Here is a 13,761-nt window from a genome sequence, read left to right on the forward strand (position 1 = left end):
TCCCGCCGACCGCCAGGCGCTTATGCACGTGCAGCATTACGCAAGGAGAGGTCTGCGCGAGAGCGCACGGATGGCGGGTGGTCTGCTGTATTGTTCGCTTGGGTGTTCTTGAAGAATACGCCTTAGTTTTATAGCTGTATCCGACAGTGCACTGTGCGGCTCGCTCCCGCAGAAAAAATGCTGCGGCGCGGAAAGAACGGCTTGAAATGCCGCAGTGCAGCGTTATATGAAGGGTACAGACAGACAAGAAGGGGTCGAAAGCCCCCTCCCGCCCGAAAGACCGAAACGACGATCTGGAGAACTGACATGGCCACCAAGACCACCGATTACACCAAGATGATGCAAGAGATGATGGCGTCCCTGCCGACCGACATGTCGGCTTATCAGGACACCTTCAAGTCCTACGCCTCCTTCGGAGAGCGGATGTCCAAGGTTGCGCTTGAGGCTGCCGAAAAATCCACCGAGATTTCCTCGAAGTGGACGAAGGACACGCTGTCCAAGCTGAACGGCGTCGCCGTCGTCCGCGAAGAGCCGGCCGATTACGGCAAGGCCGTGACCGACTTTGCCTCTGCTCAGGCCGAAGCCACCGCCGAGACGCTCGCCGCCTTCGCCGAGGTCGCGAAGAACGTGCAGATGGAAACGGTCGAGCTGATGCTCTCCGCCGGCAAGGACATGTCCGAGGATTTCACCGCTGCCGCCAAGAAGGCCTCTTCTGAAGCCACCTCGGCCGCGAAGAAGGCCACCGCGAAGTAAGCGGGTCTTCGGACAACATAGACACGTCGCTTACTCCTCCCTGGCGGCGTGACGACTGGGCGGGCTTCGGTCCGCCCTTTCTTTTTGCCTCCAGGTCTGCGATGCGGCGTCGGCGATCGCGCCCGATGTGTCCTGCGACGCTTGACAGGTCGATGCGCCCTTTATTTCCGCATGGCGTCACCTTAACGTCGTGCGGTATTCCGAATGCCCGGGAGGGATCAGATGTCGGACGAACAAAAGCCCCTGCTCATCAAGCGCTACGCCAGTCGACGCCTCTACAACACAGAGACCAGCGATTACGTGACGCTGGAGGATATCGCGGGGTTCATCCGCGACGGCCGCGACGTGAAGATCGTCGACCTCAAGTCCGGTGCGGAGCTCACGCGGCAGTACCTGTTGCAGATCGTTGCCGAACACGAGTCAAAGGGCGAGAGCGTCCTGCCGATCGAGGTGCTGACCGATCTCGTGCGGTCCTACAGCACCAAGGCGAATTCCATCGTGCCGCAGTTTCTGCAGATCAGCTTCGACATGCTGCGCGAGAGCCAGTCCAAGATGATGGGACCGATGGCGATCGTGCCGGGGTTCGAGGCGATGAGAAAGCAGCAGGAGGCGTTCATCAAGGCGATGACCGGTGGCTGGACGCCGGGCAGTCCGGACCCCGATCAGCCCGAGGCCCAGCCCGCACCGGGCGCTGAGTCGGCGGAACTGGATGAGATCCGCCGCCAACTGGCGGAGATGCGCGAAGTCCTCAAGAAGATGAACGGCTGAGGTCAGTCGCGCCCCATGACCGTGCCGCGCTCGGCCCAGAGCACCAGGGCCAGCGACACGACGGACAGTCCCAGAAACCCCGCCAGAAGCGGGACCAGTGTGCCGTCGAAGAAATAGGCGATGAGCCCGCCGAGCGTCCCGCCGATCAACATCTGCGTCGCTCCCAGCACTGCCGAGGCAACGCCCGCCACATGGCCCATGGGCTCCATCGCCAAGGCGTTGAGGTTGGGCGGCACGAAGCCGAATGTGCACATCGTCAGGATGAAGAGCGCGATGAACAGGGGAAAGGGCGTCTGCCCCCCGAAGGTCAGCGCCAGGCCCAGATGCAGCGCGGAGAGCGCGATGAATGCCGCAAGGGCCGTCTGCGACAACCGCTTGATGCCAAGCCGTTCGGCAAGTCGGGAGTTGGTGAAGCTCGACCCGGCCATGAAGACCGCCACCAGCGAGAAATAGAGCGTGAAGGCGGGCCCGAGACCGTAGACCTCTGTAAAGATCTGCTCGGCCTGGTTCACGAAGGCGAAGAGCACCCCGAAGAAGGCCGCGAGCGCGCCGGTATAGCCCGCCGCGATGCGGTTCGTGGCGACGACGCGGAACGCCTCGGCCACGCGTTTGCCGGTAAGGGGGCGGCGATCGCCCGGCGACAGGGTTTCGGGCAGGCGCAGCCCGGCCCAGACGAAGGCGATGATGCCGATCAGTGCCATCACCAGCCCCAGCGCGTGCCAGTCGCCGAACGCCAGGACCAGCGCCCCGAGGTTGGGCGCCAGGATCGGCATGATCATGAATACCATCATCACCAGCGACATGACGCTGGCCATGGCGGCACCGCGGAACCGGTCGCGTACCACGGCGGTGGCGACCACCCGGGTCGAGGCCGCGCCGACGCCCTGGACGAACCGCATGAGGAGAAGGGCTGCGAAGCTGGGCGCGAACAGTGCCGCGAAGGCCCCGGCGATGTAGATCGCCAGACCCGCCAGCAGCACCGGGCGCCGCCCGAAACGGTCCGCCAGCGGGCCGAATGCAAGCTGCGCGATGCCGAAGCCAAGGATATAGGCGGTGATGACGAATTGCCGGTCGTTCGAGCCGGCGATGCCGTAGGTCTCTCCGATCGTCCGGAGCGCGGGAATGAACACGTCGATGGCCGCCGCGTTCAACGCCATGAGGAACGCGATCAGGGCGACGAATTCGATCCGCGAAAGCGGCGCCCGGACCGCGGGATCTGTCGTGATGGCCATCGTGGAACTCCGCGTCCGTGTCGGGCGCTACATGCGCCTTGGGAAGCTGCGGCGCAACGGTCCCGGCCGCACGGACGCACAGACGGATCAGTCGGCGCGCGGCAGCGACATCATTCCCGCGGTCCAGGGCAGCGCCTCATCCGCAAAGGCCTGTCTTTCCGGTGCCATTGACGCCGGGTCGGCCAGGGTGGCGATGTAGAAATGCGTCTCTCCGGGCAGGGCGTCGGTCCGGTAGGCCATCTGCGTGCCGCAGGTGCCGCAGAACTCTCGGGTGACCCCGGGCGACGACACGTAGGAGGCCGGCGTCCGCCCGGTCCAGCGCCACGCGGTATCGGGCAGGGCGAAGCCTGCCGTCAGGGGCGATGCGGTCGCGCGGCGGCAGCTTGCGCAATGGCAGATGTCCGGCCTGGACACGCGGGTGCGGTCGAAGGCCAGGCGGATCGCGCCGCAAAGGCAGTGGGCGATCGAACTCATGGTCGGGCCTCACACGTTGATCAGCAGATGCTCTCGCTCCCAGGGCGAGATGACCTGCAGATATTCGTCGTATTCGGTGCGCTTGACCACCGAATAGACCTTGGAAAACTCCGGCGACAGCAATGACTGCAGGGAGCCGGCGGCGTCGAAGATTTCCAGCGCGTCGAACAGCCCGCGCGGCACGCCCATGTCGCTGTCGTAGGCGTCGCCTTTGCATTCGGGCTGCGGTTCGCGCGATTCGATCAGGCCCAGAAGCCCGCAGGCGAGGGAGGCGGCGATCCCAAGGTACGGGTTGCAGTCCATTCCGCCGATGCGGTTCTCCACCCGGCGGGCCTGCGGATCGGAGACCGGGACCCGAAGTCCGGCGGTGCGGTTGTCCCGTCCCCACTCCAGATTCACCGGGGCCGCGAAATCCTTCACGTAGCGCCGGTAGGAATTCACGTAAGGCGCCAGCAGCGCCGCGGCAGAGGGCAGGTGGTGCTGCAGCCCGCCGATGAAGTGACGGAAGGCGTCGGTCTCTTCTCCGTCTGGCCCGGCGAAGATGTTGCGTCCGTCCGCGTCCAGCACCGAATGGTGGATATGCATGGACGAGCCCGGTTCACGCTCGATCGGCTTTGCCATGAAGGTGGCGAAACAGCCGTGGCGGAGTGCTGCCTCGCGGATCAGGCGCTTGAAGAAGAACACCTCGTCGGCAAGCTTCACGGGGTTGCCGTGGCGCAGGTTGATCTCCAGCTGGCCCGCCCCGCCTTCCTGGGTGATGCCGTCGATCTCGAACCCCTGGGCCTCCGCGAAATCGTAGATGTCGTCGATCACCGGCCCGTATTCGTCCACCGCCGACAGGGAATAGGCCTGCCGCGCGGCGGCGGCGCGGCCCGTCCGGCCGATCATCGGCTCGATCTCCTTGGCCGGGTCGGTATTGCGCGCGACCAGGTAGAATTCCATCTCCGGAGCGACCACTGGGGTCATGCCGAGCTCGGCATAGGCGGCGATGACCCGCTTGAGGACGTTGCGGGGCGCGGCGGGAACGGGGCCGCCCTCCTGCAGCTCCATATCGTGGATCACCTGCAATGTGCGGTCCGCGGTCCAGGGCGCGGCGGTGGCGGTGGCATAGTCCGGCGTCAGGATCATGTCGGGTTCGATCTTGGCCTCGGGCACGGGCACCCGGGCCCAGACGCCGGTGATGGTCTGGTGAAAGATCGTGCGCGGCAGAAAGAACCGCGTCTGACGCGCGAATTTCGAGGCGGGCATGGCCTTCCCCCGGGCGATGCCGGGCAGGTCGGACACGATGCATTCGATCTCGTCCGGGGCGCGGCCGTCGAGATAGAGGCGCGCAGCCTCAGGGGCGTGGTCGATCCAGCCGGTCATGTCCGGTCACTCATGGGGGCGTCTCCGCGGAAAAAGGCGGCAAGGCGCGCGCCGGTTGCAACATTGTCGACCGGGGCCGCGACGGCGGCCGCGGCGGAGGCCAGCAGCGGGTCGGGAACGATGCCCCGGCCCACCGCCGGGATCATGTCGGCGATGAGCGCCGACGGGAATTCCGGATGCGGCTGAAGGGTCAGGGTGGCGGGGCCGATGGCGAACCCGGCATGGACGGTAAAGGCGCTGGACATCACCGTGCGCGCGCCGGGCGGCGGCACGGCGACCTGGTCCTGATGCCAGGCGTTCAGGTGCAGGCTGCGGCCGTTCCAGTCATAGCGGTGCCGCCCCACCGACCAACCGGTTGGATGCTTGCGGACCGTGCCGCCAAGGGCCTGCGCCACGATCTGGTGACCGAAGCAGATCCCGACGAGCGGTCTTTGGCCGTGGATGCGACGGATCAGATCCTCCAGCGGCGGGATCCAGCGGTGGGGTTCGTAGGCGCCATGGCGCGAGCCGGAGACGAGCCATCCGTCGCAGGCATCCGGCGCGGGAATTTCCCCCTCGAAGACGCGAAAGGTGCGCCAGTCGAACCCGGGGCCCAGCAGGCCGGCATAGAGGGTCGGGTAGTCGCCATGGGTCGCGGCCAGTCCGGGCCGGACCGCACCGCATTGCAGAAGGCCGATGCGCACTCAATCGCCTTCGTAGGCGCAGAGCGCCTCGACCCTGAGGCCCAGTCCCTCAAGCCTCGCGCGGCCGCCCAGGTCCGGCAGATCGACGATGAAGGCGCATCCGACGATATCCGCGCCCAGCCGTTCGCAGAGCTTCACGCCCGCCTCGGCGGTGCCGCCCGTGGCCAGCAGATCGTCCACCAGCAGGACCTTCTCTCCGGCACGGAGCGCGTCGTCGTGGATCTCCATCACCGCGTCGCCGTATTCCAGCGTGTATTCCTCCCGCAGGGTCGCGCCGGGCAGCTTGCCTTGCTTGCGGATCGGCACGAAGCCGACGTTGAGTTGATGCGCGATGGCACCGCCCATGATAAATCCGCGGCTTTCCAGTGCCGCCACCTTGTCGAAGCGCTCGTCCGCGAAGGGATGGAGAAGCTGGTCGATGCAGATACGGAAACCGCGCGGATCGGCAAAGAGCGTGGTCACGTCGCGGAACCTGATGCCGGGTCTGGGAAAGTCGGGAATCGTGCGGATGTAATCGCGCACCGACTTCTTCGGCGTGTTGGTCATCGGCAGGCTCCTTGCGCGGCACGGGGGTGGGGTAGCACCGGCGCACCGGCGAGACCAGAGCCGGAGCGCATGGAGATCAGCGGCTGTGGCGCCGGAGCGGTCCCGTCCGTGGGCGACAGGAGCACCGAGACGGGACTGCAAAGGAGAGAACGGCTTTCATGTCCCGTAAGCGTCTGGGTGAAGACGTCACCGAAGGGTCTGAAGACGTCCCCGGCCGGTTCGTCGTGAACCCGATCGTCGCCCGCGCGTGGCACCCGGCACCGGCAAGGCGGCGCCGGCGCGGGGGCCTGTGGCTGGGATGAGCGGCTTTGGAATGGCGACGCTCCACCCGCCAGCTGGTCTTGCTTCGCGTCCGACTGGAAAGGACAGCATCCGAAGGTCCTTTGGCAGGCTATCAGGAAGCATGCGGCGTCTCATCGTTTACGGGCAAACCACGGCCGGGCAGGGGACGACCCTGCGAGGTGCGGAGTTCTACCGGTCCAGCGACATCCGCAAGGTCGCAGTGAGCGTCCGATCGTCTGTGTATGAGCGATCCGGTCCATGCGTCGCCGACAGGACGCATGAATGACGATCTCCAGGGAGACACGGGACGAGCTTCTGAAGGGCGTTGACTGCCCCGAAGGGTTTTTCGGCAACACCGGGCTGATGAAAGCACTGGAAATCCGTCTGACAAAACGGATGCCGGGGGCGGAGCCGACCGCGCATCCGGGCGATGGAGAGAGTAGGCGAGCCCCGCCCGGTCAGGCCAATCGCCGAAACGGCAGGAGAAGCAAGGTGCTGAAAGGCCGGAACGGTGGATTGCCGGTGGCGGTGCCGCGGGACCGCGACAGCAGCTTCGAGCCGGAGCCGGTCAGGAGGGGCCAGACCCGCATCGACGGCGTGGATGACAGGATCGGCGGGCTCTATGCCGCCGGGCTGACGGTCCGGGACATCCAGGGCATATGCCTCCATCGCCCCGGCCTGGCGTCGGCCGTGGCAAGAGTTGATCCCGTTCTCCGCCTTCGATCCGGCGAACCGAAAAATCATCCACACCACGAATGCCATCGAGAGCCTGAACCGGGTGATCCGAAGACCGAGACGCGCGGTTCATTCCCCGCCGATGGGACCGCCACAAACCGATCGACCTCGCCATCCGCACCTTCGAAAAGGATGGCAGACATGCCAGGGAACGGTTCGCGGCCCGCAACCGGTTCGCCAGAATATCCGGCGCGCGCCTTGCCGCTCGAACGTCTCCCGAAACCGCATGGGCCGGGCCGGATACATTGAGTTTAGGACACTCCCAAGGTCGCTTGCATGGCCCGTCAGTCTCCACCCGCAGGCGGGGCTCGCCCGCACCCGGATGCCCGCCTCGACGATCCGCTCCGTGGCGCCGCAGGACCGCCCCGGAAAAGGGCCATATCCCTGCATGCCGTCGTTCGTCAGAGGACGCCGGCGGCCCTCCCGGATAGGGACGTCGAAAGGCAATCCGTGACCCCCCTGCGTGCAAATACGATCCGATCGCCAGGTGGCCAGGTGCGCCCTTCCAACCTTCCCGACGCCGACGAACGGCACGTCGACCTCCCCAAGCCCGCCCATGGAGGCCAACGAAAATGTCAGCGCCGCCACCGGGCACTTTCCTGCATCTGACGGTGAGCGAGGAAATCACCATCATGTTGCACCGGGTGGACCTGCCAGTGAGCTTCGACACGAATTTCGCTCGACGTGGCCGAAACGCGATGTTTGCACCCCCGTGGCGACACGCGTGATCCTGTTCGCAACTGAGCCAGTCAGGCCGGCCCCGATAGTCGCAGCGCATGTGGTCGAGAAACGAGCGATGTTTGTAGCGCAGAGGCCGGATACCTGCGGTCAGCTCATGTTGAAAAATGGCGGATCCACAGCCGGGTCGACGTGATGTCGATGACGCTAGGGACGCTCTGTGCGGTCTTGTCGTAGCGGGTTGCGACGCGGCGGGCGTTCGTCGGCTTGTTGACGCGGCGCTCGGCCAGGTTGCGCAGCCCGTAGAGGGAGCGATCCACGCCGACGCGTATCTTATGTGACTTGCGCATGGGGATCATCGGGAGGTTCCATGGCTTTCCTGATGCTCTCAGCGTGATGGCCTCGGTCGGCGGGCAAGACGCCCGGCGCGGGCGGTTGTCGGCCATCACCAGATCGAAGCCGAGATGTTCCGGGGTCCGGCCGGGCGTACCATCGGATCTCATGGGCCGCCCGGCCGCGTTGACGCGGAGATGGATCTGGTCGTGAACCGCCGCGCGCACGGCCGAGACCCTGTCGCGGAGTCCCCCTTTCGCGCCCGCTGCCTGATGGCGGGCGCGGGGCGCGGTGCTGTCCTCTGCCCGGCAGGCGATCTGCAGAGAGGGATCATCCGGAGCGCGTCCGGCACGGCCCCGCTCCAGCGCCTCCATGATATCCGTTCAGGGTCCGGCGCCGGACCTGCCGGTAGACGCTCGACCACTTGCCGAACCCTTCCGGCAGGTCTCGCCAGGGCGATCCGGTTCGCGCGATCCAGGAACTCCATTCAAGAACAAGGGGGTGATTGTCGGGTCCGCGTCCGCTTGAGGGGCGAACGGCCAGGATCAAGCACCCGAAGAATGCCCACTCCCCGTCCGACATCGGTCTCGTGCCAAGCTGATTTCCCATGCAGACACCAGCTTGAACCACGCCCGCAGTACGTCGTGAAACTCTTTCGGCAACAGGCGCTAGGGGTCCTGCGAGTCGGAGGGGTGGTTGCGCCCGTCCGACCACGGGATCGGCTCCAGCGCCCGGATGTCCACGCCCTCGATACAGGCGGCGTTGACGCCGTATTCGTCCGGATCGGATCGGCGGCGATGGTGGGTATAGATGCCGCAGACCGCGCAGAAATGGTGCTCTGCCGTCATCGTCCCCCATCGGTAGAGCGTCAGGCTGTCCTGCCCCCGGACCACTTCTATGTCGGCCGCCAGCGCCGAGACGGGGGCGGCCTGCCGCCGCGCGCAGAACGAACAGTCGCAGCGCCGGATCGTGGCCAGCCCGTCGACCAGCGTGGCGGCGATCTCGACCGCTCCGCAATGGCAGGTGGCCCGGATCCTCATCGGCGTCTCCTCATCTGCGGCGCCCCGCCCGGGGGATCGGGGATCTGCGGGTCCGGTATTGCGCTTCGGGGTGTGGCGGATGGCCTGCGGTGCGGGCCCAGAACGCGGTGCCGCCCAGGCGCAGAAACAGCGGCACGGTCAGCGCCAGCCCGGCCATGAACCCGCCCGCATGGGCCCAGTAGGCGACGCCGCCCATCCCGGACGGTGTCGCGGCGCCCGACGCGACCTGGATGGCGAACCAGACACCCAGCACGATCCAGGCCGGTATCGGGAAGATCTTGAAGAACACCACAAAGATGAAAAGCACATCCACGCGGGCTCTGGGAAAGAGCAGCAGATACCCGCCCATCACCCCGGCGATCGCCCCCGACGCGCCGATCATGGGAATGGTCGAGACCGGGTCCGACAGGGTCTGCGCCAGCCCCGCCGCCACGCCGGACGCAAGGTAGAACCCCAGAAACGGCAGCGCGCCCATCCGGTCCTCAAGGTTGTCGCCGAAGATCCACAGGAACAGCATGTTGCCGGCCAGGTGCAGCAGGCCGCCATGAAGGAACTGCGACGTCAGATAGGTCGGCGCGGAGGACAGTGCCGGGATCAGCGCCCAGTCGGCCATGAAGTGCGGATCGCCGGTGGATGCGAAGGTCAGCGCGAAAACCGCGACGTTCAGCGCGATCAGCCCGTGGGTGACATAGGCCGTGCCGGTCGAAGGGTTGTGATCGCGGATCGGGAACATGGCTCAGACGTGGCCGAGCCGCCTGCCGGATGCAAGCGCCGCCCGCGCCGCCGGAACGGGCCGTGGCGGGCGGCGCCTGTCCGGACCGGACAGTCCGGCCGGGTCCGGCGGCGGCGCCACGCCGGCGGACGGGGTCAGACGTGCGGCCCGGTGGACGGGGCCTCTCCCTTGGCGCGGGGGTCTTCCCGGGCCACCTCTGCAAGAAGCTGGGCGTTGCCGCCCGACGCGGTGGTGTCGATGCAGAGATGACGCTCATGCAGCACGTCCGGCACCGTGATGGCGCCGGTCACCAGCCCCAGAAGCGGGCCCTGCCGCTGCGCGAGCTCTTCGGCCAGGCGGCGGGCGGTGTCGTCGTCCCCCCACCAGACGGCCGAGCCGAACTCCGGTTCCTGGCTCAGGTCGCGCTCCGCGGACCCTTCGCGCGCGGTGCCGCCCAGTCGCTCCACCGCCTTTTTCTGCGCGGCCTTGTCCTCTTCGGTCGGGCCGAGGCACAGGACCGACGGGCGCGGCACCAGGCTCAGACGGTTCGATTCGCCCGTGGGGCCGGGCAGGTCGATGGGGCTGTCGGGCACCGGGGGCTCTACGGGTTTCTGGAACCGCGGCAGGTAGAACGGGCCGCCCGCCTTGGGGCCGGTTCCCGAGAGCCCCTCGCCTCCGAACGGCTGCGAGCCGACGATGGCGCCGATCTGGTTGCGGTTGACGTAGAGGTTGCCGGCATGGATTCGGTCGGTGATATGCTGCACGCGGTCGTCGATCCGGGTGTGCAGCCCGAAGGTCAGCCCGTAGCCGGTGCTGTTGATCGCGTCGATCACGCGGTCGATGCCGCTGGCCTTGAAGGTGGCGACATGGAGCACCGGGCCGAAGATCTCCCGGTCCATGGACTGGATGCCGTCCACCCGGACCAGCGCGGGGGCCAGGAAATGGCCGGTCTCGGGCGCCTCTATCTGATGGATCAGGCGGCCCTGATCCCGTGCGGCGTCCACGTAATCGGAGATGGCGGCATGGGCGTCGGCGTCGATGAGCGGGCCGGAGTCGGATTCCAGCATCCACGGATCTGCCGGGCGGAACGCGTCCATGGCGCCCGTCAGCATCTTCAGGAACCCGTCCTCTATGTCGTCTTGCACATAGACGCAGCGGCAGGCAGAGCACCGCTGTCCGGCCGACTGAAAGGCCGATTGCAGCAGGTCGCGGACCGCCTGTTCGGGCAGCGCGGTGCTGTCCACGATCATCGCGTTCAGCCCGCCGGTCTCTGCGATCAGCGGCGCGCCGGGGGCGCAGTTGGCGGCCATGGCCTCCTTGATCTTGCGCGCGGTGGCGGTCGAGCCGGTGAAGGCCACGCCGTCGATCCGCGTGTCCGACGTGAGCGCCGCGCCGATCTCTCCCGATCCGGGGAGGAGTTGCAGCACCTCGCGCGGCACGCCCGCCTCATGCATGAGGCGGGCCCCGAGGTGTGAGATCAGCGGCGTCTGCTCGGCCGGTTTGGCCAGCACCGCGTTGCCGGCGGCAAGAGCGGCGGCGATCTGGCCGGTGAAGATCGCCAGGGGAAAGTTCCACGGGCTGATGCAGACGAAGCGGCCCCGGGGCTCGCTGTCGAGGCGGGCCAGTTCCTCTGCGTAGTAGTTCAGGAAATCCACCGCCTCGCGCAGTTCCGCGACGGCGTCGGGGATGGTCTTGCCGGCCTCGCGGGCGAGCACGGCGAAGATCTCTCCGAAATTCTCCTCATAGAGGTCGGCGGTGCGTTTGAGCACCCGGGCGCGCTCCTCCTTGGAGGCGGTCCAGGACCGCGCGGCGGTCAGAGCGGCCTCCACGTCCGCGGTGGAGGCGAAGCGGGTGACGCCGACCACGTCCGACGGGTCGGACGGGTTCAGGCGCTCTGCCTCGTCTTCGGGCCGGGCGTCCACGGCCAGCAGCGGCCCGGCCACGAACCGGGTGGTGCGGAACGGGGCGCGGGCCTGCTCGATCTCTTCGAGATGCTCGGCCGCGGTCAGGTCCCAGCCGCGGGAATTGCGGCGCATGGGCAGGAAGATCTCTGTTCCGGGCGTGACGGGGGCGGCATAGCCCAGCGCGGCGAACGGATCCTCGGCCACGGTTTCGGGGGGCACCTCCTCATCCACGATCTGGTTCACGAAGGAGGAGTTGGCGCCGTTTTCCAGCAGGCGGCGCACCAGATAGGCCAGCAGGTCCTTGTGCTCGCCCACGGGGGCGTAGATCCGGCAGCGGATCTTCTCGTCCTTCATCACCATGTCGTAGAGCGCCTCTCCCATGCCGTGGAGGCGCTGAAACTCGTATTGCTCGCGGCCCACGCCCATGGCTTTCGCCATGTGCAGCACGGTGGCGACGGTATGGGCGTTGTGGGTGGCGAATTGCGGATAGATCCGGTCGCGGCGGGCCAGCAGCTTGCGCGCGTTGGCGGCAAAGCTCACGTCCGTGGCGGGCTTGCGCGAGAATACCGGAAAGCGTTCCAGCCCTTCCTGCTGGGCCAGCTTGATCTCCGTGTCCCAGTAGGCGCCCTTGACCAGTCGCACCATCAGCTTGCGGTCGAGCCGTTCGGCCGTGTCGCCGATCCAGTCGATCGCCGCCGCGGCGCGCGGCCCGAAGGCCTGCACGACGATGCCGAAGCCGTTCCAGCCGGCCAGGCGCTCGTCCTCCAGCACGCGCTCGATCACCTCCAGCGACAGTTCCAGCCGGTCCTGCTCCTCGGCATCGACGTTGAAGCCGATCTTGAGCTTGGCCGCCCGGGCGGCGAGGTCGCGGACCACGGGCACCAGATTTTCGAGCACGCGGTCGCGCTGGCTGACCTCATAGCGCGGATGCAGGGCGGAGAACTTCACCGAGATGCCGGGATTGGTGGCGATGTCGCCCTTGGTCGCGGCCCTTGCGATCCTGTCGATGGCGGTGGCGTAGGCGCGGCGGTAGCGCTCTGCATCGCCATATGTGCGCGCGGCCTCTCCCAGCATGTCGTAGGAATAGGTGTAGCCCTTGGCCTCCATCTTCGCGGCGCGGTCCATGGCCTTGTCCATGGTCTCTCCCAGCACGAACTGGCGGCCCATCACCTTCATGGCCTGGCCCGTGGCGCGGCGGATCACCGGCTCTCCCATGCGCTTGACCGCGCCGCGCAGGGCCTTGAGCGGACGCGAGTCGCGCTCGTCCAGCACGCGGCCGGTGAACATCAGCGCCCAGGTGGAAGCGTTGACCAGCGAAGAAGAGGAATGGCCCAGATGCTGGGACCACGCACCCGGGGCGATCTTGTCCTCGATCAGCTCATCGACGGTCTCCGCGTCGGGAACGCGCAGCAGCGCCTCTGCCAGACACATGAGGGCGATGCCCTCTTCCGTCGAAAGGCCGTATTCGGCCAGAAAGACCTCCATCAGGCCGGGCGAGGCGTCGGCGCGCAGGCGCTTGACCAGATCGACGGCGTGTTCCTTGATCCGGGCGCGCGCGTCCGGCGGAAGATCCGCGGTCTCGACCAGTTGCTGAAGGATCGCGTCGGGGTCGGGGTAGGGCGAAAGGGGCAGGATCGACGGCGGCAGATTGGTGTCTCTCGGCATGGCGGGCTCCCTTGCGGCTGTCCTTAAGGATAGGGCGAAGTCGGCAAGCTGACAGACTAAGGTGCCGTCTTGTCGCGGACGAATCTCCCGGAGAAAGGGTTGCGGGCCATGCAAACGAAGCGCAACGATCTGGATCGCTTTGATCGGGCGATTCTCGACATCCTGGGATCGGACGGGCGGATCAGCGTGACCGAACTGGCGGCGCGGGTCGGGTTGTCGAAAAGTCCCGTCCAGGCGCGGCTGAAGCGGCTGGAGCAGGACGGCATCATCACCGGATACCGCGCGACCATCGATCCGGTGCGCCTGGACCGCGAGCATGTGGCCTTCGTCAAGGTCAAGCTGTCGGACACGCGGGAGACGGCGCTGGCGGCGTTCAACGCCGCGGTGCAGGCGATCCCGGAGGTAGAGCAGTGCCACCTGATCGCCGGGGATTTCGACTACCTGATGAAGGTCCGGACATCGGACATGACCCGCTACCGGGCGATCCTGGCCAGCCGGATCTCGACCCTGCCGCATGTGGCGCATACCTCGACCTTCGTGGCGATGCAGGCGGTCAAGGATTCTGCCTGGGCGGTGGCGGAGGCTTAGGCG

The 13,761-nt window shown here is 66.9% G+C and carries 12 protein-coding genes and 2 pseudogenes; 5 read left to right on the forward strand and 9 right to left on the reverse strand.

Annotation, left to right across the window (positions count from 1 at the left end):
• Window positions 1–306: 306 nt before the first annotated feature.
• Complete coding sequence (locus tag KW83_RS08130) at window positions 307–753, forward strand: hypothetical protein (RefSeq protein WP_036177203.1); 447 nt, start codon at window positions 307–309, stop codon at window positions 751–753.
• Between the two features lie 222 nt (window positions 754–975).
• Window positions 976–1,521, forward strand: coding sequence for a polyhydroxyalkanoate synthesis repressor PhaR (gene phaR / locus KW83_RS08135; RefSeq protein WP_036177204.1), 546 nt, complete (start codon window positions 976–978; stop codon window positions 1,519–1,521).
• 2 nt (window positions 1,522–1,523) lie between these two features.
• On the opposite strand, the gene KW83_RS08140 is transcribed toward phaR, so the two are convergent.
• From KW83_RS08140 to KW83_RS08160, 5 genes are all read right to left on the reverse strand, one after another.
• Complete coding sequence (locus KW83_RS08140) at window positions 1,524–2,753, reverse strand: multidrug effflux MFS transporter (RefSeq protein WP_036177205.1); 1,230 nt, start codon at window positions 2,751–2,753, stop codon at window positions 1,524–1,526.
• An 87-nt stretch (window positions 2,754–2,840) separates the two neighbouring features.
• Window positions 2,841–3,227 carry a GFA family protein gene (locus KW83_RS08145; RefSeq protein ID WP_051928363.1) on the reverse strand — a complete coding sequence of 129 codons (387 nt, stop codon included), beginning with the start codon at window positions 3,225–3,227 and terminating at the stop codon, window positions 2,841–2,843.
• Between the two features lie 9 nt (window positions 3,228–3,236).
• On the reverse strand, window positions 3,237–4,592 hold the full coding sequence (locus KW83_RS08150) for a glutamine synthetase family protein (RefSeq protein WP_036177208.1): 1,356 nt from the start codon (window positions 4,590–4,592) through the stop codon (window positions 3,237–3,239).
• On the reverse strand, window positions 4,589–5,275 hold the full coding sequence (locus tag KW83_RS08155; protein WP_036177210.1) for a type 1 glutamine amidotransferase: 687 nt from the start codon (window positions 5,273–5,275) through the stop codon (window positions 4,589–4,591). The genes KW83_RS08150 and KW83_RS08155 overlap by 4 nt, the downstream gene beginning before the upstream one ends.
• Entirely contained in the window at window positions 5,276–5,821 is a 546-nt protein-coding gene (locus KW83_RS08160) for an adenine phosphoribosyltransferase (protein WP_036177212.1), read from the reverse strand.
• Window positions 5,822–5,979: 158 nt separating this feature from the next.
• On the opposite strand from KW83_RS08160, the gene KW83_RS20920 reads away from it, so the two are divergent.
• On the forward strand, window positions 5,980–6,123 hold the full coding sequence (locus KW83_RS20920; protein WP_161785469.1) for a hypothetical protein: 144 nt from the start codon (window positions 5,980–5,982) through the stop codon (window positions 6,121–6,123).
• Between the two features lie 262 nt (window positions 6,124–6,385).
• Window positions 6,386–7,044: pseudogene (locus KW83_RS22125) on the forward strand (transposase); the annotation flags it as partial.
• Between the two features lie 627 nt (window positions 7,045–7,671).
• Here the strand turns inward: KW83_RS22125 and KW83_RS19805 are convergent.
• The 4 genes and pseudogenes from KW83_RS19805 to putA all read right to left on the reverse strand — a co-directional run bounded on the left by KW83_RS19805 (window position 7,672) and on the right by putA (window position 13,170).
• A pseudogene (locus tag KW83_RS19805) lies at window positions 7,672–8,458 on the reverse strand (IS5 family transposase).
• A gap of 59 nt (window positions 8,459–8,517) precedes the next feature.
• Window positions 8,518–8,889 (reverse strand): GFA family protein, encoded by a 372-nt coding sequence (locus KW83_RS08170; protein ID WP_200879670.1) that lies wholly within the window; start codon window positions 8,887–8,889, stop codon window positions 8,518–8,520.
• Between the two features lie 10 nt (window positions 8,890–8,899).
• A complete protein-coding gene (locus tag KW83_RS08175) occupies window positions 8,900–9,622 on the reverse strand; it encodes a rhomboid family intramembrane serine protease (protein ID WP_036177214.1) in 723 nt (240 codons plus the stop codon).
• Window positions 9,623–9,756: 134 nt separating this feature from the next.
• On the reverse strand, window positions 9,757–13,170 hold the full coding sequence (gene putA, locus KW83_RS08180) for a bifunctional proline dehydrogenase/L-glutamate gamma-semialdehyde dehydrogenase PutA (protein WP_036177215.1): 3,414 nt from the start codon (window positions 13,168–13,170) through the stop codon (window positions 9,757–9,759).
• Between the two features lie 108 nt (window positions 13,171–13,278).
• Between putA and KW83_RS08185 the strand changes: the two genes are divergently transcribed.
• The gene (locus KW83_RS08185; RefSeq protein ID WP_036177216.1) at window positions 13,279–13,758 is read left to right on the forward strand and encodes an Lrp/AsnC family transcriptional regulator; all 480 of its coding nucleotides are present in this window, start codon (window positions 13,279–13,281) and stop codon (window positions 13,756–13,758) included.
• Window positions 13,759–13,761: the final 3 nt, after the last annotated feature.

The organism is Palleronia rufa, assembly GCF_000743715.1.
Lineage (GTDB): Bacteria > Pseudomonadota > Alphaproteobacteria > Rhodobacterales > Rhodobacteraceae > Palleronia > Palleronia rufa.

Coding starts and splice junctions, on each gene's coding strand:
- KW83_RS08130 (WP_036177203.1), top strand. CDS start 307: ATGGCCACCAAGACCACCGATTACACCAAGATGATGCAAGAGATGATG.
- phaR (WP_036177204.1), top strand. CDS start 976: ATGTCGGACGAACAAAAGCCCCTGCTCATCAAGCGCTACGCCAGTCGA.
- KW83_RS08140 (WP_036177205.1), bottom strand. CDS start 2,753: ATGGCCATCACGACAGATCCCGCGGTCCGGGCGCCGCTTTCGCGGATC.
- KW83_RS08145 (WP_051928363.1), bottom strand. CDS start 3,227: ATGAGTTCGATCGCCCACTGCCTTTGCGGCGCGATCCGCCTGGCCTTC.
- KW83_RS08150 (WP_036177208.1), bottom strand. CDS start 4,592: ATGACCGGCTGGATCGACCACGCCCCTGAGGCTGCGCGCCTCTATCTC.
- KW83_RS08160 (WP_036177212.1), bottom strand. CDS start 5,821: ATGACCAACACGCCGAAGAAGTCGGTGCGCGATTACATCCGCACGATT.
- KW83_RS20920 (WP_161785469.1), top strand. CDS start 5,980: ATGTCCCGTAAGCGTCTGGGTGAAGACGTCACCGAAGGGTCTGAAGAC.
- KW83_RS08170 (WP_200879670.1), bottom strand. CDS start 8,889: ATGAGGATCCGGGCCACCTGCCATTGCGGAGCGGTCGAGATCGCCGCC.
- KW83_RS08175 (WP_036177214.1), bottom strand. CDS start 9,622: ATGTTCCCGATCCGCGATCACAACCCTTCGACCGGCACGGCCTATGTC.
- putA (WP_036177215.1), bottom strand. CDS start 13,170: ATGCCGAGAGACACCAATCTGCCGCCGTCGATCCTGCCCCTTTCGCCC.
- KW83_RS08185 (WP_036177216.1), top strand. CDS start 13,279: ATGCAAACGAAGCGCAACGATCTGGATCGCTTTGATCGGGCGATTCTC.